We start from the raw sequence: 16394 nt of genomic DNA on the forward strand, positions 1-16394 counted from the left end.
GGGCCGCTCTGGAATAATGGGGGCCCGCTCTCCAGTCTGGTAATCCTGTGCTGCAACGTCTGCCTCAAATGGTGATCTTCGATGCCCTGGTCCGTGAACAGGGGATCTCTGCCGCCGCCCGGCGGCTCGGCGTCTCCAAATCCCACATCAGCAAGCAGCTGGCCCAGCTCGAGGCAGAACTCGGTGCCCAGCTGGTGCAGCGCACCACCCGCCGCTTCTCCCTCACCGAGCTCGGTCAGGAGTATGCCCGCCACTGCCGTGCCCTGGTGGCGGTGGCGCTGGAGGCGGACTCCATGGTGGCGGAGCGGCGCGGCAAGGTGAGCGGCGTGCTCCATCTGGGGGTCGGCCAATCTTTCGGCCGGCTGCACGTGATCCCGCGCCTCAAGGCGTTTCAGGATCGCTACCCCGAGCTGGAGCTGGAAGTCTCCCTGTTCGATCACCGCACCAATCTGGTGGATGAGGGGCTGGATCTCTGGATCACCACCTACGAGGACAAACCCGAGGCCCTGGTGGGGCAGCGGCTGGCGGACATCGGCTTCGTGCTGGTGGCCTCGCCGGACTATCTCTTGAGCCACGGCACTCCGCTCCATCCCAAGGATCTGGCCCAGCACAACTGCATCACCTACCAGAGCCGGGAGCGGCGCTACCACGAGTGGTCGTTTCGCCAGGGCAAGGAGCGCCAGACGGTGCAGGTGGCCGGCAACTACCGGGTGGATCTGGCGGAGGCGGTGCGCGATGCTGCCCTGGCCGGGCTCGGCATCGCCTACGTAGCCAACTACCTGCTGGACAAGGAGCTGCAGTCCGGCCAACTGATCCCGTTGTTGCCTCAGTGGCGACCAAATCAGAAGATGGCGGTACACGCCGTCTATGCCAGGCGCGAGCACCTGGATCCCAAGATCCGGCTGTTCATCGATTTCCTCAAGGAGGGTTTCGGCCCCCATCCCTACTGGGAACAGCGGCTGGCCCCCTGGCTCGGCGGCAAATTGTCCGGCACAGAGGAATAATCGTTTCCATATAAGAATACTGGCTTTCGCTTGATACCAAAATCGAGCCAAATCAGCCAGTTGCCGCAACCGGTATCGTGAAAACGTTTTTGCTAACAGGGCTGTAACCAACTGGACTTGCAGTGGTGAGGCTGGGAGCGCAGAATCCGCGCCCATCTTTTGCCCCACCTGATGGAGTCCCTATGATTGCCCTGCTCGGCATCCTGAGCATCCTGGCCCTGGCCACGCTCTGCTCTGATAATCGTCGTCGTATCCCGTTGCGAACAGTGGGCCTGGCCCTCTGCCTGCAGATCCTCTTCGCCGGCCTGGTGCTCTGGCTGCCCGCCGGTCAGCACGTGCTGAACGGGGTGAGCGAGAGCGTGAGCAGCGTGATCGGTTACGGTCAGGAGGGGATCGCCTTCCTGTTTGGCGATCTGGCCAAGTTCAAGCTGGGCTTCATCTTTGCTTTCAACGTGTTGCCGGTCATCATCTTCTTCTCCGCGGTGATCGCCATCCTCTACCACATCGGCCTGATGCCGAAAGTGATCGCCCTGCTTGGCGGCGGCCTGCAGAAGCTGCTGGGCACCGGCCGCGCCGAGAGCCTCTCCGCCACCGCCAACATCTTCGTTGGCATGGTGGAAGCGCCGCTGGTGGTCAAACCCTATCTCTCCAAGATGTCCGACTCCCAGTTCTTCGCGGTGATGAGCTGCGGCCTCGCCTCCGTGGCTGGCGGTACCCTGGTGGGTTACGCCAGCATCGGGGTCGAGCTGAAATACCTGATCGCGGCGGCCTTCATGTCGGCGCCGGCCGGTCTGGCCATGGCCAAGATCCTGGTGCCGCCTGCCGCCGAAGAAGAGGACCATCATCAGGACGTGGTGATCCCGCGTGCCACCAACGTGATTGAAGCGGCCGCCGATGGTGCCATGTCTGGTCTCAACATCGCGGTTGCCGTGGGGGCCACCCTGCTGGCCTTCGTCGGCGTGATCGCCATGCTCAACGGCCTGCTGGGCTGGGCCGGCGACCTGGTGGGGCTGGAGCTGAGCTTCCAGATCATCCTGGGCTGGCTGTTCGCTCCCGTCTCCTGGCTGATCGGCATCCCCTGGGAGCAGGCTCAGGCCGCCGGCGCCCTGATCGGCACCAAGATAGTGGTGAACGAGTTCGTTGCCTTCATCGCCCTGGTGCAGGATCAGACCCTGAGCGAATCGAGCAAGGCTATCGTCACCTTCGCCCTGTGCGGTTTCGCCAACATCTCCTCCATGGCGATCCTGATCGGCGGCCTGGGTGCCATGGTGCCCGAGCGCAAATCCTTCATCGCCCGTTACGGCATGCGCGCCATCCTGGCGGGGGTGCTGGCGAACCTGATGAGCGCCTCGCTGGCCGGCCTGTTCCTCGCCCTCTGATTGACCCCAGAAGTTAGCACCTTCCGGTCAGAGCCCGCTTCGGCGGGCTTTTTTGCGCCCGTCTGCCGGCAAAAAAAAGCGCCTCAGGGAGGCGCGGGGGAAAAAGACAGATTGGAAGCGTCACATGGGTGCCACTTGAATGAGGGATGAGCCATGCCATCCAAGTGTGAAGCCATGATGCCTGAGGCTGTCTGAAGCCCTTCTGAGGCGATTCTTCATACTATGTTCATTTTGCTAAACGCAATGCGGGCTGGCTGGTCAGTGGCTCAGGGAGGCAGCGCGACGTCGTCTGCGGTCTGCTGTTCCAGCGCCGGCAACCAGATTGCTAACGGGATGCCGGCTGCGGCTCAGGGGGTCAGCACAAAGTGATCGGCGGTCTGCTGCTCCAGTGCCAGCAGCCAGCGTTTGATGGGGATGCCGCCGGCATAACCGGTCAGCTCGCCGCTGCGGCCGATCACCCGGTGGCAGGGCACTATGATGCTGAGCGGGTTGCGGCCGTTGGCGGCACCCACCGCCCGCACCGCCTTGGGATTGCCGATGGCCTGGGCTATCTCGAGATAGCTGACTGTCTCACCGTAGGGAATGTCGCCCAGGGCGCGCCATACCGATTGCTGAAAAGGGGTGCCCCGGGCGGCGAGCGGCAGATCGAAGCGGCGCAGGCGACCGGCGAAGTAGGCAGCGAACTGCTCGACGAAAGGGGCGAGCGCCAAGTCGTCCCGCTGCCACTGGTCGGTCGGGGTCACCGGTTGCTCGCCTCGCACGAACTCCACGTAACGCAGCCCGTCCCGATCGATGGCGATGAGCAGGGGGCCGTGGGCGCTGTCGCAAAAACTGTATTGCATGTTGTCATCCTCGGGTGTCGGGCCTAGTCCACGACCGGCTTGCCGCGGGTCGATTTGATCTCCCCCTTGCGCTTCTTGGCATCGACCCGCTTGCGCTGGGAGCTGCGGGTCGGCTTGGTGGCGTGGCGGGCCTTGGGACGCCAGGCTGCTTTTTTCAGCAGCTCCACCAGGCGGTTCATCGCCTCCTTGCGGTTCATGTCCTGACTGCGATGGGTCTCGACCCGGATCAGGATGAAGCCGTCGTGAACCCGGCTGTCGCTCAGCTTGTCGAGCCCCTCCTTGTAGAGCGGGGTGAGGCTGGGGGAGCTGCGGTAATCGAAGCGCAACCAGACGGCGGAGTCGGTCTTGTTGACGTGCTGGCCGCCGTTGCCCTGTGCCCGCATGGTCTGGAATTGCAGTTCATGCCAGGGCAGGGTGACGCTGTTGGAGATGACTAACATACTGCTGTGCTCTTGTTTGGTGCAGCGGCGCTGGCTGGTTCAGCTTGGTGCCTCATAATGGGGCGAGCTGCGCTCCCTTGGTGATGTCGGGAGAGTCCTGCTCCAGACGCAAATGCTATCTTTTTGAAATTAAACAATAAAAAGACTTGGCACAAGAATTGATTCCCCATTCATGACATACCATGGATTGGGAGCAACCAGATGAAGCTGATTACTGCGATTATCAAACCCTTCAAGTTGGATGACGTGCGCGAGGCCGTCGCCATCTTGGGGGTCGAGGGTCTGACCGTGTCCGAGGTCAAAGGGTTTGGCCGCCAGAAGGGGCACACCGAATTATACCGGGGAGCCGAGTATCAGGTCGACTTCCTGCCCAAGGTCAAGCTGGAGATCGCCACCGCCGATGACAACGTCGAAGGGGTGATCGAGGCGATCTGCAAGGCCGCCTACACCGGCAAGATAGGTGACGGCAAGATCTTCGTCTACGACCTGCTGCAGGCCGTGCGCATTCGGACCGGCGAGAACGACGACGAGGCGCTCTGACGGCCCTGACGGGGCTGGTGGTCGATGGGGTGTCGCTGATTGACTCCATGGCGGGGCTGGATAGGATTCTATCCGGCCCCTTTGTTTGAACGGCGTTTAAATATGTGATCCCGCAACGTCAGGATTTCTTGATCCCGCTGTCGAGCTCAATGCAAAATGCAAACAGCAATGGTTCTCACTCGATGTAGCAACTCAAGGAATGGATGATGAAAATGAAGATGTTGGCACTGGCTTTCTCTGCGTTGGCGGCTCAATCGGCGTTTGCAGCAGGGGAAGTGAATGTCTACTCCAACCGCCAGGATGAGCTGATCAAGCCCATCATCCAGCAATTCGAGAAAGAGTCGGGCATCAAGGTCAATGTGGTGTTCGCCAAAGAGGGTCTGAACGAGCGTCTGGAGCGGGAAGGCAAGCTCTCCCCGGCGGATCTGATGCTGACCGTCGACATCAGCCGGCTGACCGATCTGGTGGACAAGGGGCTGGTGCAGCCGGTAGACAGCAAGATCCTGCAGGAGAACATCCCCGCCATCTATCGCGATCCGGACAACCGCTGGTTCGCCCTGACCACCCGCGTGCGCGCCATCTATTCCAGCAAGGATCGCCTCGGCAAGCTGGACACTATCAGCTACGAAGATCTGGCCAAACCTGAATTCAAAGGAAAAATCTGCACCCGCAGCGGCAAGCATGAGTACAATGTGGCGCTGGTCTCCTCCATGATCGCTCATCACGGCATGGCGGATGCTAAAACCTGGCTGGAAGGGGTCAAGGCCAACCTGGCGCGCAAGCCGCAGGGCAACGACCGGGATCAGGTCAAGGCGATCAAGGATGGTATCTGTGACCTGTCGCTCGGCAACAGCTACTACCTGGGCGCCATGCTGAAGGATCCGGCGCAGAAATCCTGGGCCGATGCCGTCTACATCAACTTCCCGAACCAGGGGGATCGCGGTGCCCACGTCAACGTGAGCGGCGTGGCCATGACCAAATATGCCAAGAACAAGGCCGAGGCCCAGAAGCTGATGGAGTTTCTGGCCGGCGACACCGCCCAGCACATGTATGCGGACGTGAATGCCGAGTATCCGGTCAAGGCCGGGGTCGAGCCTTCCGCCATGGTCAAGTCCTGGGGCAGTTTCAAGTCTGACGCCCTGCCGGTCAGCGATTACGCCAAGCACCGCAAGGACGCCTTGCAGCTGCTGGATGAAGTGAAATTCGACTTGTAATCAGATGGGGCCAACGGCCCCATCAACCTCTGTGGTCTCATGAAAAATTTTGGATGGATTACCGGCAGCTGGGCCAGCGCCCTGCTGCTGGCCTTGCCGGTGCTTGCCCTGGTCTTCTCCGCCTTCTCGGCCGACGGAGATCTGTTTAGCCACCTCGCCGATACCGTACTGTTCGACTATCTGACCAATACCCTGGGGCTGGTGGTTGGTGTTGTGCTGCTCAGCCTGCTGTTCGGCGTGCCGACCGCCTGGCTGGTGGCCATGTGTCAGGTGCCGGGGCGGCGGGCCCTGCAGTGGGCGCTGATGCTGCCCATGGCCATGCCCTCCTACATAGTGGCTTACGTCTACACGGATCTGCTCGACTACTCGGGTCCGCTGCAGGCGGGGCTGCGCCAGCTGTTTGGCTGGAGCAGTCCGGCCGATTACTGGTTTCCGGCCATCCGCTCCCTTGGCGGCGCCGCCTGGGTGCTGGCGCTGGTACTGTTTCCCTACGTCTATCTGCTGACCCGCGCCTCCTTTCTGGAGCAGTCGGTCAGCCTCATTCACTCCAGCCGTCTGCTGGGTTGCAGCCCCTGGCAGAGTTTTCGCCGCCTCAGCCTGCCGCTGGCGCGCCCGGCCATCATGGTGGCGGTATCCCTGGTGGCGATGGAGACGTTGGCGGACTTTGCCACCGTCCACTTCTTTGCCATCAACACCCTGACCACGGCGGTCTACGATACCTGGCTTGGCTACGGTAGTCTGGCCACCGCCGCCAAGCTCTCCTGCCTGATGTTGCTGGCGGTGGTGCTGCTGATCGCGCTGGAGCGCCGCTCCCGCAGTCGGCAGCAGGTGTTCCAGAAGTCCATGGGCCACGAACAGCCGCTGCGCTACCCGCTCAAGGGTGCGCGGCGCTGGCTGGCCGGTCTCTGGTGCTGGGGGCTGGTGCTGGCCGGCTTCGGCCTGCCATTCTTCATCCTGCTGGATTATGGGGTGCGTTATTTCGAGTTGTCGTGGACGCCGGAGTTTGTCCGCTTCGCCGGCAACAGTCTGCTCATCTCGGCGCTGACCGCCCTGCTGGCCATGGGCATCGCCCTGCTGCTCGGCTTCTGCCGTCGCCTCGATGGCGGGCCCAAGAGCCTGTTGCCGCTGCGCATCGCCGCCATGGGTTACGCCATGCCGGGTACCGTGCTCGCCATCGGGGTGCTGGTGCCGCTCACCGCCCTCGACTTTGCCATCAACGATCTGGCCGAGTGGCTGGGGCGCCAGGGGCCTGGGTTGCTGCTGACCGGTACCCTCACCGCCATCGTGTTCGGCTATCTGGTGCGCTTCGTGGCCATCGCCATCGGCTCGGTGGAGAGCAGCATGGGCAAGATCTCCCCCAGCCTCGACATGGCGGCCCGCTCCTTGGGGCAGGGGGATGGCGCCATGCTGCGGCGGGTGCACCTGCCGCTGGTGCGGCGCGGCCTGTTTGCCGGTGCCATGCTGGTGTTCATCGAATCCATGAAAGAGCTGCCTGCCGCCCTGCTGCTGCGGCCGTTCAACTTCGATACCTTGGCGACCCACGTCTACCAGTTCGTCTCGGACGAGATGCTGGAGCGCGGCGCGCTCGGCGCCATCGTCATCGTGCTGGTGGGGTTGTTGCCGCTCATCTGGGTCAACCGCAACCTGGATGGGGCGGGGCACTGAGTTCGCCCACCCTGGAGTGGTGTCTGGCCGCCGGTCGGTCTGGTTCAAAAGAATATGAGGAAGTCAGCCTTGTCCTGTTTGCAGGTTGAAAATGTCAGTTGCCGTTACAACGGCCGCAATGTGCTGGAACAGCTCTCCCTGACGGTGGCCGACAACGAGATCGTCTGCCTGCTGGGGGCGAGCGGCTGCGGCAAGACCACGTTGCTCAAGGCCATCGCCGGCCTGCTGCCGCTGGCGGAGGGTACGATCCGCCTCGGCGATACCCTGCTCGACGGGCCGGGTGCCAGCGTGCCGCCCGAGGCGCGCAACATCGGCATGATCTTTCAGGATTACGCCCTCTTTCCCCACCTGACGGTGGCCGACAACGTTGGTTTTGGCCTGACCAAACTCGATCACCGTGCCCGCCAGCAGCAGGTGGACGAGGCGCTGGCGCTGGTCAATCTGCAGGGGCTGGGGGATCGCTATCCGCACCAGCTCTCCGGTGGCCAGCAACAGCGGGTGGCCATCGCCCGGGCGCTTGTGTGCAAGCCGCGGCTGATGCTGCTGGACGAGCCCTTTTCCAACATCGACACCCAGGTACGGATGAAGCTGATCCTCGAGATCCGCGCCCTGCTCAAGCAGCAGGGGATCGGCGCCATCTTCGTCAGCCACAGCAAGGAGGAGGCCTTTGCTTTCGCCGATCGGCTGGCGCTGTTTCGCGCGGGTCATATCGAGCAGGTGGGCCAGCCTGAGCAGCTCTATCGTCGCCCCCAGAATCGCTTTGTGGCGGAGTTTCTCGGCGGGGTCAACTACCTGGCGGCCGAGGTGGTGGACAGCCACTGCGTGCGCACGGCGCTCGGGGTCATCTGCGGCAGCGAGCCTCACGGCCGGGAAGCGGGTGAGCTGTTGCAACTGATGCTCAGGCCCCAGCAGTTGCTGCTGGAGAGCGCCGCGGATGGCGAGATCAAGGTGGTGGAGCAGCAGTTCTTAGGCCACCACTGCCGGGTGCTGTTCGAGAGTGGCGAGTTGCGGCTGGAGGCGAGCATCGGCGAGCCGCTGGAGGGCGCGCGGGCGCGGGTCAGGGTGACCCCTCACGCCCTGGTGTTGTTTGACCCTTTACCCTGAACGCGTGATATCGTCGTGAAATCAATGAACTGGAACCGCGCTGGTTTATAATCGCGCCACGCTAACCGCCCATATCGCCAATGTCTGTTCAGGGGAGAGATATATGAAAGCCCAAGCCGGGATCTGCGCAGAGCCCAATCTGCACGCCCTCTATCTGATGTTCAACCGCACCGGTGACGCCGCCGAGCTGGTGGCCCGTCTGGCCAGATTGCCGGCCCTGTGGGAGGCGATAGCCGCCGATTTCCCCGCTGCCGGCTTCAGCGGTCTGGTGGCCGTCGGCGCCGACGCCTGGGATGGCCTCTATCCTGCCGCCCGTCCACCCCAGTTCCGCAGCTTTATGGCGCAATCCGCCAACGGTCAGGAGGCCCCCAACACCCCGTTCGATCTGTTCGTGCAGCTGCGTGCCGATCGGGTCGATGTGCTGCACCACGCCGGTCAGCGCGTCATGGCCCTGCTGGCCGGGCTGGTAGAGCTGGCGGAAGAGGTGCGCGGTTTTCGCAACCTCGACTGCCGCGATCTGACCGGTTTTGTCGATGGCACCGAGAACCCGCAGGATGAGCACCGCGCCGAAGTGGCGCTGCTGGCCGATGGCGAGTTTGCCGGCGGCTCCTACATCCACGTGCAGCGCTGGGTCCACGCCATGAGCGACTGGGAGAAGCTGGCGCTGAAGGAGCAGGAAGACATCATAGGTCGCACCAAGGTCGACAACATCGAGTACGAGTCGGCCGACAAGCCGCTGACTGCCCACATCAAGCGGGTCAACCTCAAGACGCCGAAGGGGGAGTCCATGGAGATCCTGCGCCAGAGCATGCCCTGGGGCACCATGACCGAGCAGGGGCTCTACTTCATCTCCTGCTGTCGCACCCCGCAGCACTTCAACGCTATGCTGGCCAGCATGTACAAGGGGGAGGGCAGCCACTTCGATCACCTGCTGCGCTTCACCAGGGCGGTGACCGGTGCGGCTTTCTTCGCCCCTTCCGAAGATTTTCTGCTGGGGCAGGGCAAATAAGCTCGACCAGCAGATAACAAAAATCCCGGCCTTGGCCGGGATTTTGCGTTCTGGTGCAACCGCCACGGGGCGGTAGCCACCCTTACGGCGTCTGTTCGAACAGCTCGAGGGCGGAGAGGTAGAGCTCCTCGATGTCGGTGTCGCTGGTCGGGGTGATGAAGATGGTGTCATCACCGGCGATGGTGCCGAGGATCCCTTCGGCCTTGCCGAGGGAGTCGAGCAGGCGGGCGATCAGCTGGGCCGCACCCGGACTGGTATGGATCACCACCAGGGCACCGTTGTGGTCGACATCCAGCACCAGATTCTTGAGCGGGCTGGAGGTGGTGGGCACGCCCAGTTCCACCGGCAGGCAGTAGACCATCTCCATCTTGGCATTGCGGGTGCGAACGGCGCCGAAGCGGCTCAGCATGCGCGATACCTTGGACTGGTTGATGTTTTCGAAGCCCATCTCTTGCAGGGCAGTCACTATCTCTGCCTGGGAGCCAAATCGTTCTTCTTTCAGCAAGGCTTTAAAGGCCTTGGCCAGTTTTTCTTGCTTGTCGTTATGCTTCATCTTGGACTCACGAATGAGGAGGTTTGGCTGCCTGTCACGCTCAGGCGGCAGATATGAACAGCGTGCCCATTTTGCATTCATATGCCTATTTTTGCAAGGAAGCGGCGCTTGTTCTGCATATTGATTCAAATATAGCTTGCATCCACCCATGCCAGCGTTAGAATCAGGACGAAATTTTGAAAACTTATTCAATTGGGCTGTATGGGTATTGAATTAATCGGTATCGAAAAATCCTGGCACAAGGTGCCGGTACTGCAACAGGTCAGCTTTCGGACCGCGCCCGGTGAAACCCTGGTGCTGCTGGGTCCGAGCGGTGCCGGCAAGAGCTCTCTGCTGCGCATGATGAACCTGCTGGACACCCCGGATGCCGGTGTTCTGCGCATCGGTGAAAGTGAATTTTCTTTCCCCTCCAGCCTCTCCACTGCCGAGTTCAACCGCCAGACCCAGGCGCTGCGGCGCAAGGTGGGCATGGTGTTCCAGCAGTACAATCTGTGGCCCCATCTCACCGTGATGGAGAACCTCATCGAGGCGCCCGTCAAGCTGCTTGGCATGAGCAAGGCGGCGGCCATGGAGAAGGGGGGCTATCTGCTGGCCCAGCTGCAACTGGCCGACAAGCGCGACGCCTGGCCGGCGAGGCTGTCTGGCGGTCAGCAGCAGCGGGTGGCCATCGCCCGTACCCTGATGATGGACCCCCAGGTGCTGCTGTTTGACGAGCCGACCGCGGCCCTCGACCCCGAGATCACCAAGGAAGTGGCGGAGATCATCCGCAACCTGGGCCAGACCGGCATCACCCAGGTGGTGGTGACCCACGAGGTAGAGTTCGCTCGCAAGGTGGCCAGCCAGGTGATCTATCTGGAGAAGGGGCGGATCATCGAAGCGGGCTCCGCTGCCATTTTCCAAGCCCCGCAAACCAGCCGGTTTGCCGAATTCTTGATGCATTGATATTCAAATCGATAAGGAAGCTGTCATGAAAAAGAGTCTGTTGCTGATCGCGGCCATGGGCCTGCTGAGCACCCAGGTGCTGGCAAAAGAGATCAAGTTCGCCACCGAGGCCACCTACGCACCGTTCGAATACCTGGACGACAAGAACGAGTTCCAGGGGTTTGATATCGACCTGGCCCGCGCCATATGTGAACAGGCCAAGCTGGAGTGCAGCTTCCACAACCAGGCTTTTGACAGCCTGATCCCCAGCCTGAAATTCCGTCGCTACGACGCCGCCATCGCCGCCATGGACGTGACCCCGGAGCGGGCCGCCCAGGTCGACTTCTCCGACATCTATTACCAGAACTCCGCCGTGTTCGTGACCAAGAAGGGTGACTTCAAGGGGCCGGAAGATCTGGTGGACAAGACTGTTGGCGTGCAGAACGGCAGCTCCCACCAGTCCTATCTGGTGGACAACTGGGTGAGCAAGGGGCTGCTGACCGTGCCCTATGCCAGCTACCAGAGCGCCTTCCTCGACATGATGAACGGCCGCACCGACGGCGTGTTTGCCGATACCGCGGTCGCCGCCGACTGGCTCAAGCAGCACAAGGAGTACAGCGTGATCGGCGCACCTGTGACCGACGCCAAGTACTTCGGTACCGGTTTTGGCATCGCGGTGGCCAAGGGCAATCAGGAACTGCTGACCCAGCTGAACAAGGGGCTGGCCGACATCAAGGCCAACGGCACCTATCAGAAGATCTACGACAAATATTTCGCGCACTAAGCCATGTTGAGCCTGTTGTTGGATGCAGCTTGGATGACCCTCGGGCTGGCCCTGGCCTCCCTGGTCGGGGGCATGGTGCTGGCGCTGGCGTTCAGCGCCGCCGAGCTGAGCAAGCAGCGGTGGCTGGTGTGGCCGGTAGCCACCCTCACCACGCTTATTCGCGGGTTGCCCGAGCTGCTGGTGGTGCTGTTCATCTACTTCGGCTCGACCCAGGTGCTGTTCCTCATCACTGGCGAGTACGTGGAGTTCAGCCCGTTCGCCTGCGGCGTGCTGGCGCTCTCCCTGCTGTTCGCCAGCTACGCCACCCAGACCCTGCGGGCCGCCCTCAATGCGGTGCCCGCCGGGCAGCGGCTGGCGGCGCTGGCGTTGGGCCTTGGCAAGCGCCACATCTTCTTTCGCATCGTGCTGCCCCAGGCCTGGCGGCACGCCCTGCCGGGACTCGGCAACCAGTGGCTGGTGCTGCTCAAGGACACTGCACTGGTGTCGCTTATCGGGGTGAACGAGATGATGCGCCAGGCCCAGATGGCCTCGGCCAGTACCTATCAACCCTTCACCTGGTATGCCGCGGCGGCCCTCATCTACCTGGCCATCAGCCTGGTGAGTGAGTTCGGCTTGAAGCAGGCAGCCCGCTATACCCGCCGTTACGGAGGCTGATCATGCAGGATTACCTGATGACCCTGCTGGGTGGCCTGGCGATTACTCTGCAACTGACCGCCGGCAGTCTGCTGCTGGGCGTGCTGATGGCGGCAGCCATGACCTGGGTGCTGGAGCGCCGCATCCCGGTGGCGACCCAGCTGGTGCAGCTGTGGGTGCTGGTCTTCACCGGCACGCCGCTGCTGATCCAGATCTTCCTCATCTACTACGGGCCGGGCCAGTTTGCCTGGCTCAAAGAGGGGCCGCTCTGGCCGTTGCTCAAGCAGCCCTGGTTCTGCGCCGTGCTGGCGCTCGGCTTCAACACCGCCGCCTACTCCACCCGCTTGTTCAAGGGGGCGCTCGATGCCATCCCGGCCGGTGAGGTAGAGGCCTGCCGCGCGCTCGGCTTCTCCGCCGGCCAAACTCTGTGGATGAAGGTGCGTCACGCCGCCCGGCGACTGGTACCCGCCTACTCCAACGAGGTGATCCTGGTGCTCAAGGGGAGTTCGCTCGCCAGTACCATCACCATCATGGATGTGATGGGGCTGGCCCAGCGCCTCAATGCCCAGACCTATGACACCCTGGCGGTGTTCACCGTGGCCGGTGCCCTCTACCTGACCATGAACGGATTGTTAACAATTGGTTTTCGTTGGTGTGAACGCAGGGCGTTGGCCTTCCAGGGCTGAAGTCGGCAGATCTACCTATTAATGGTGAGGGGAAGTGCAGGAAATCTGTGCTTCCCCTCCAATTTTTTGCATTTTCCCCCATTTTTATTCGCCGCCTGTTTATTGGCTCACAGAACCTGTGATTACAACTGTTATCAGATTGTTTTTTAGGGGGGGATCCTTTAAGGTTGGGCGCACAACAAGAAACAACCTTAAACCTACGCTTAAACATGGAGTTGATCATGAAAGTTGCCGTTCTGGGTGCCGCCGGTGGCATCGGCCAAGCCCTCGCTCTGCTGTTGAAAAACCGTCTGCCTGCTGGTTCCGAATTGAGCCTGTATGACATCGCTCCGGTGACCCCGGGCGTGGCGGTCGATCTGAGCCATATCCCGACTGACGTGAAAGTAAAAGGTTTCTGCGGTGAAGATCCGAGCCCGGCTCTGGTCGGCGCCGATGTCGTGCTGATCTCCGCCGGCGTGGCTCGCAAGCCCGGCATGGATCGTTCCGACCTGTTCAACATCAACGCCGGCATCGTCAAGAATCTGGTGGAAAAGTGCGCCGCCTCCTGCCCGAAAGCGCTGATCGGCATCATCACCAACCCGGTCAACACCACGGTCGCCATCGCCGCCGAAGTGCTGAAGAAAGCCGGTGTCTATGACAAGCGTCGCCTGTTCGGCGTCACCACCCTGGACGTGATCCGTGCCGAGACCTTCGTGGCCGAGGCCAAGGGTCTGAACGTCGACAAGCTGCGCGTCAACGTGATCGGTGGCCACAGTGGCGTGACCATTCTGCCGCTGCTCTCCCAGATCGAAGGTGCCAGCTTCACCGCTGACGAAGTGGCCGCCATGACCAAGCGTATCCAGAACGCCGGTACCGAAGTGGTGGAAGCCAAGGCCGGTGGCGGTTCCGCCACTCTCTCCATGGGTCAGGCGGCCTGCCGTTTCGGTCTGTCGCTCATCAAGGGTCTGCAGGGTGAAGCCAACGTCATCGAGTGCGCCTACGTGGAAGGCGACGGCAAGCACGCCACCTTCTTCGCCCAGCCCATCCTGCTTGGCAAGAACGGCGTCGAAACCGTGCTGGACTACGGCAAGCTGAGCGCCTTCGAACAAGAGGCGATGGATGGCATGCTGGCCACCCTGAAAGCCGATATCCAGCTGGGTGTCGACTTCGTCAAGTAAGGCGTCCGGATGGACAGCAAGGGGAGCTTCGGCTCCCCTTTGTCGTTATGGGCAGGCGGTGCCGGACTAAGGGGATGCCGCCGGCTGCCGATAACAGGGTGCTGCAGGAGATCCTTATGATGAAACCCATTACCCTTGTCGGCCTGCTCTGTTTGCTGACGCCCCCATTGCTGACGGGCCAGGCGCAGGGGGCAGAGCCTTCCGCCTCTGCCGCCACCGCGACGAGCGGGGCCACGCCGGCGGCCAGTGCGCCGGCGCAGCCGGAGGTTGCCGCCCAGTCCTCTGCGGCTGCCCCGTCCTCTGCTGCGGCTCCCGCACCGGCTGCCGCGCCAACCACGGCAACGCCAGCCCCCCCTGCTGCACCGGTAGCGGCAGCGAGTGCAACACCCGCCACTGCGCCAGCGGCAGCCCCCATTCCCGCGCCTGTCGCTGCAGAGGGTGACCGTTCGCCGAACAATCGTCCCATGACCAGCACCCCGGCCAGCGGCGTGACCGTGGACAGTGGTGCGCTGCAGGCGGTGCCGCTCTATCGTCAGGACGAACTGCTCAACTGGATTGAGCAGGGCCGTCACCTGCAGCAGGTCAAGCAGGACAGGTGCCAGCTCACCCAGGATATCGAGGTGCGGGCCGAGGTGATGAAGATCCCCTCTTATCAGTTTCTGTGGGGGGACATGCTGGCCTGGGGGGTCTGCATCAAGCCCAATGCGGAGCTGGGGGTGAAATTCATGTGGGATGCGGCCAACCAGGGGCTTGCGCCAGCGCTGGAACAGCTGGGTCGCTACTACTGGAAGGGCACCCTGGTGCAAAAGGACCTGCTCAAGGCCGAGACCCTGATGCGGGAGGCCGCCAGCCTGGGCTTCCAGCGGGCGCAGATCGAGTGGGTGGAGATGCTGTTGCAGGGCATGGGCAGCCCGCTCGACTATGAAGAGGCCTACCACTGGCTGCACAGCACGGTGATCGGCGACAAGGCACTGCACCAGAAGGCGACCGGTCTGTTGAGCCGGCTCGGCAACCGGATGCCGGCCAACGCCATCGCCCGTGCCAAGGCGATGCACTGATCCCAAAAAATGACCCACGGATCTGCATCCGTGGGTCGGGAGGGGCTAGCCGCCGTGCCGTGACAGGCTGGACCCTCATGAGGTTATAGGGATCCGCCCGCCTTACAGATCTTGGTGGGGACCAAAAACTTCGTAATGGAGCTGGCCGGCCGGAATACCCGCCGCGATCAGCTGCTGCTTGACCGCCTGCATGAAGCCAAGAGGACCGCAGAAGTAGTAGTGGGCCTGCGGCGTGATGCGCTCCTGCACGGCACTCAGATCCATGGTGCCAGCATGATGGTAGTCTTCGCCCTGCACGTCACTGGCCTGTGGCTCCCGATACCAGACCCGGCTCAGCAGATTGGCGTGCTGGCGGGATTTTTGCTGAATATCTTCCCTGAAGGCATGCACGGCGCCCTGTTCGCAGGCGTGCAGCCAGGTGATGTCGGCCTGATGGCTGCTCGTCAGCAGCTGGTTGAGCATGCTCATCATCGGCGTGACACCCACACCGGCCGAGAGCAGTACCACCGGGGTATGGCCATCGGCTTTCAGGTAGAAATCGCCGGCGGGCGGCATCAGCTCCACTTGATCGCCCTCCTGCAGATGATCGTGCAGCAGGTTGGAGACCTGGCCCTGCGGCTCGCGCTTGACGCTGATGCGGTAGTGCTGGCCGTTGGGGGCATCGGAGAGGGAGTACTGGCGGATCTCCTGATACTCGAGCTCGGGATGGACCAGCTTGATGCTGAGGTACTGGCCCGGCTTGAAGTCCAGCACCGGCTTGCCATCTACCGGCGCCAGCAGGAAGGAGGTGATGAGCTCGCTCTCGACCCGCTTCTCCTTGATCATGAAGGGGCGGGGGCCTTGCCAGCCACCGATCTCGTTCGCCTTCTCCTGATAAATCTCGCTCTCGCGGCCGATGAAGATGCTGGCGAGCACGCCGTAAGCCTTGCCCCAGGCATCCAGCACCTCGTCGGTGACCGCACTTCCGCCCAATTCTTTGAGCGTGGCCAAGAGATGACTACCTACAATGTGATATTGTTCTGGCTGGATCAGGAAACCTGTGTGCTTGTGGGCGATGCGTTCCACGGCACCGGCCAGTGCCCCCAGGTTGTCGATGTTCTTGGCGTAGGCCGCCACCGCATTGAACAGCGCCAACGGCTGACCACCGCTGCGCTGGTGCGCCAGGTTGAAAATGTCCTTCAGCTCCGGGTTATGGCTGAACATGCGTTGGTAGAAATGCTGGGTGAGCGCGGGGCCCGCTGATTCGAGCAAAGGGATGGTGCTTTTGATGACGGCGATGGTGGCTTGGTCTAACATAGGGGTTCCTTGCTAATTGAACATCTAGAATGTCACTTAATAAGCTGCATCCTAGATGTTTATTTGATCTGAATCAATAATCAATTTCCGCGTGATGCGACACAGGCAC

The 16394-nt window shown here is 62.1% G+C and carries 17 protein-coding genes; 13 read left to right on the forward strand and 4 right to left on the reverse strand.

Annotated features, from left to right (window positions below; translation table 11 throughout):
• The first annotated feature begins 68 nt into the window (after positions 1–68).
• Both AB5Y81_RS00850 and AB5Y81_RS00855 read left to right on the forward strand, forming a co-directional pair.
• A complete protein-coding gene (locus AB5Y81_RS00850) occupies positions 69–1004 on the forward strand; it encodes a LysR family transcriptional regulator (protein WP_026141420.1) in 936 nt (311 codons plus the stop codon).
• A 182-nt stretch (positions 1005–1186) separates the two neighbouring features.
• Positions 1187–2383, forward strand: coding sequence for a NupC/NupG family nucleoside CNT transporter (locus tag AB5Y81_RS00855; protein WP_005308649.1), 1197 nt, complete (start codon positions 1187–1189; stop codon positions 2381–2383).
• 347 nt (positions 2384–2730) lie between these two features.
• On the opposite strand, the gene AB5Y81_RS00860 is transcribed toward AB5Y81_RS00855, so the two are convergent.
• On the reverse strand, positions 2731–3225 hold the full coding sequence (locus AB5Y81_RS00860) for a methylated-DNA--[protein]-cysteine S-methyltransferase (RefSeq protein WP_005308651.1): 495 nt from the start codon (positions 3223–3225) through the stop codon (positions 2731–2733).
• A 23-nt stretch (positions 3226–3248) separates the two neighbouring features.
• Positions 3249–3665 carry an alternative ribosome rescue aminoacyl-tRNA hydrolase ArfB gene (gene arfB, locus AB5Y81_RS00865; protein ID WP_005308653.1) on the reverse strand — a complete coding sequence of 139 codons (417 nt, stop codon included), beginning with the start codon at positions 3663–3665 and terminating at the stop codon, positions 3249–3251.
• Positions 3666–3866: 201 nt separating this feature from the next.
• Between arfB and glnK the strand changes: the two genes are divergently transcribed.
• The 5 genes from glnK (at position 3867) to AB5Y81_RS00890 (ending at position 9197) form a co-directional block, all read left to right on the forward strand.
• A complete protein-coding gene (glnK, locus tag AB5Y81_RS00870; RefSeq protein ID WP_005308655.1) occupies positions 3867–4205 on the forward strand; it encodes a P-II family nitrogen regulator in 339 nt (112 codons plus the stop codon).
• Between the two features lie 206 nt (positions 4206–4411).
• Positions 4412–5419, forward strand: a complete 1008-nt coding sequence (locus AB5Y81_RS00875) for a Fe(3+) ABC transporter substrate-binding protein (protein WP_017782229.1) — start codon at positions 4412–4414, stop codon at positions 5417–5419.
• 39 nt (positions 5420–5458) lie between these two features.
• The gene (locus tag AB5Y81_RS00880) at positions 5459–7084 is read left to right on the forward strand and encodes an iron ABC transporter permease (protein WP_117404964.1); all 1626 of its coding nucleotides are present in this window, start codon (positions 5459–5461) and stop codon (positions 7082–7084) included.
• A 69-nt stretch (positions 7085–7153) separates the two neighbouring features.
• The gene (locus AB5Y81_RS00885) at positions 7154–8188 is read left to right on the forward strand and encodes an ABC transporter ATP-binding protein (RefSeq protein ID WP_117404966.1); all 1035 of its coding nucleotides are present in this window, start codon (positions 7154–7156) and stop codon (positions 8186–8188) included.
• A 103-nt stretch (positions 8189–8291) separates the two neighbouring features.
• On the forward strand, positions 8292–9197 hold the full coding sequence (locus tag AB5Y81_RS00890) for a Dyp-type peroxidase (protein WP_117404968.1): 906 nt from the start codon (positions 8292–8294) through the stop codon (positions 9195–9197).
• A gap of 82 nt (positions 9198–9279) precedes the next feature.
• On the opposite strand, the gene argR is transcribed toward AB5Y81_RS00890, so the two are convergent.
• Positions 9280–9750 carry a transcriptional regulator ArgR gene (gene argR, locus AB5Y81_RS00895; protein WP_005308670.1) on the reverse strand — a complete coding sequence of 157 codons (471 nt, stop codon included), beginning with the start codon at positions 9748–9750 and terminating at the stop codon, positions 9280–9282.
• A 201-nt stretch (positions 9751–9951) separates the two neighbouring features.
• Here argR and AB5Y81_RS00900 point away from each other — a divergent pair, with 201 nt between their 5' ends.
• The 6 genes from AB5Y81_RS00900 (at position 9952) to AB5Y81_RS00925 (ending at position 14989) form a co-directional block, all read left to right on the forward strand.
• Positions 9952–10692 (forward strand): ATP-binding cassette domain-containing protein, encoded by a 741-nt coding sequence (locus AB5Y81_RS00900; RefSeq protein ID WP_005308671.1) that lies wholly within the window; start codon positions 9952–9954, stop codon positions 10690–10692.
• 25 nt (positions 10693–10717) lie between these two features.
• On the forward strand, positions 10718–11455 hold the full coding sequence (locus tag AB5Y81_RS00905; protein ID WP_010635152.1) for a transporter substrate-binding domain-containing protein: 738 nt from the start codon (positions 10718–10720) through the stop codon (positions 11453–11455).
• Positions 11456–11458: 3 nt separating this feature from the next.
• On the forward strand, positions 11459–12109 hold the full coding sequence (gene artQ / locus AB5Y81_RS00910; protein WP_017765288.1) for an arginine ABC transporter permease ArtQ: 651 nt from the start codon (positions 11459–11461) through the stop codon (positions 12107–12109).
• Positions 12110–12111: 2 nt separating this feature from the next.
• Complete coding sequence (gene artM / locus AB5Y81_RS00915; protein ID WP_017780274.1) at positions 12112–12774, forward strand: arginine ABC transporter permease ArtM; 663 nt, start codon at positions 12112–12114, stop codon at positions 12772–12774.
• A gap of 221 nt (positions 12775–12995) precedes the next feature.
• Complete coding sequence (gene mdh, locus AB5Y81_RS00920; protein ID WP_279484880.1) at positions 12996–13931, forward strand: malate dehydrogenase; 936 nt, start codon at positions 12996–12998, stop codon at positions 13929–13931.
• Positions 13932–14395: 464 nt separating this feature from the next.
• Positions 14396–14989: a tetratricopeptide repeat protein gene (locus AB5Y81_RS00925; RefSeq protein WP_017780272.1), complete on the forward strand. Its 594-nt coding sequence runs from the start codon at positions 14396–14398 to the stop codon at positions 14987–14989.
• Between the two features lie 102 nt (positions 14990–15091).
• Here the strand turns inward: AB5Y81_RS00925 and hmpA are convergent, their stop codons facing one another.
• Positions 15092–16285: an NO-inducible flavohemoprotein gene (gene hmpA / locus AB5Y81_RS00930; RefSeq protein ID WP_117404972.1), complete on the reverse strand. Its 1194-nt coding sequence runs from the start codon at positions 16283–16285 to the stop codon at positions 15092–15094.
• Between the last annotated feature and the right edge of the window lie 109 nt (positions 16286–16394).

The organism is Aeromonas sp. s2 (assembly GCF_040907935.1).
Classification (GTDB): Bacteria; Pseudomonadota; Gammaproteobacteria; order Enterobacterales; family Aeromonadaceae; genus Aeromonas; species Aeromonas dhakensis.

Bases quoted from the DNA above. Each gene is read 5' to 3' on its own strand.
- AB5Y81_RS00850 (WP_026141420.1), top strand. From the start codon at position 69: ATGGTGATCTTCGATGCCCTGGTCCGTGAACAGGGGATCTCTGCCGCC.
- AB5Y81_RS00855 (WP_005308649.1), top strand. From the start codon at position 1,187: ATGATTGCCCTGCTCGGCATCCTGAGCATCCTGGCCCTGGCCACGCTC.
- AB5Y81_RS00860 (WP_005308651.1), bottom strand. From the start codon at position 3,225: ATGCAATACAGTTTTTGCGACAGCGCCCACGGCCCCCTGCTCATCGCC.
- arfB (WP_005308653.1), bottom strand. From the start codon at position 3,665: ATGTTAGTCATCTCCAACAGCGTCACCCTGCCCTGGCATGAACTGCAA.
- glnK (WP_005308655.1), top strand. From the start codon at position 3,867: ATGAAGCTGATTACTGCGATTATCAAACCCTTCAAGTTGGATGACGTG.
- AB5Y81_RS00875 (WP_017782229.1), top strand. From the start codon at position 4,412: ATGAAAATGAAGATGTTGGCACTGGCTTTCTCTGCGTTGGCGGCTCAA.
- AB5Y81_RS00880 (WP_117404964.1), top strand. From the start codon at position 5,459: ATGAAAAATTTTGGATGGATTACCGGCAGCTGGGCCAGCGCCCTGCTG.
- AB5Y81_RS00890 (WP_117404968.1), top strand. From the start codon at position 8,292: ATGAAAGCCCAAGCCGGGATCTGCGCAGAGCCCAATCTGCACGCCCTC.
- argR (WP_005308670.1), bottom strand. From the start codon at position 9,750: ATGAAGCATAACGACAAGCAAGAAAAACTGGCCAAGGCCTTTAAAGCC.
- AB5Y81_RS00900 (WP_005308671.1), top strand. From the start codon at position 9,952: ATGGGTATTGAATTAATCGGTATCGAAAAATCCTGGCACAAGGTGCCG.
- AB5Y81_RS00905 (WP_010635152.1), top strand. From the start codon at position 10,718: ATGAAAAAGAGTCTGTTGCTGATCGCGGCCATGGGCCTGCTGAGCACC.
- artQ (WP_017765288.1), top strand. From the start codon at position 11,459: ATGTTGAGCCTGTTGTTGGATGCAGCTTGGATGACCCTCGGGCTGGCC.
- artM (WP_017780274.1), top strand. From the start codon at position 12,112: ATGCAGGATTACCTGATGACCCTGCTGGGTGGCCTGGCGATTACTCTG.
- mdh (WP_279484880.1), top strand. From the start codon at position 12,996: ATGAAAGTTGCCGTTCTGGGTGCCGCCGGTGGCATCGGCCAAGCCCTC.
- AB5Y81_RS00925 (WP_017780272.1), top strand. From the start codon at position 14,396: ATGACCAGCACCCCGGCCAGCGGCGTGACCGTGGACAGTGGTGCGCTG.
- hmpA (WP_117404972.1), bottom strand. From the start codon at position 16,285: ATGTTAGACCAAGCCACCATCGCCGTCATCAAAAGCACCATCCCTTTG.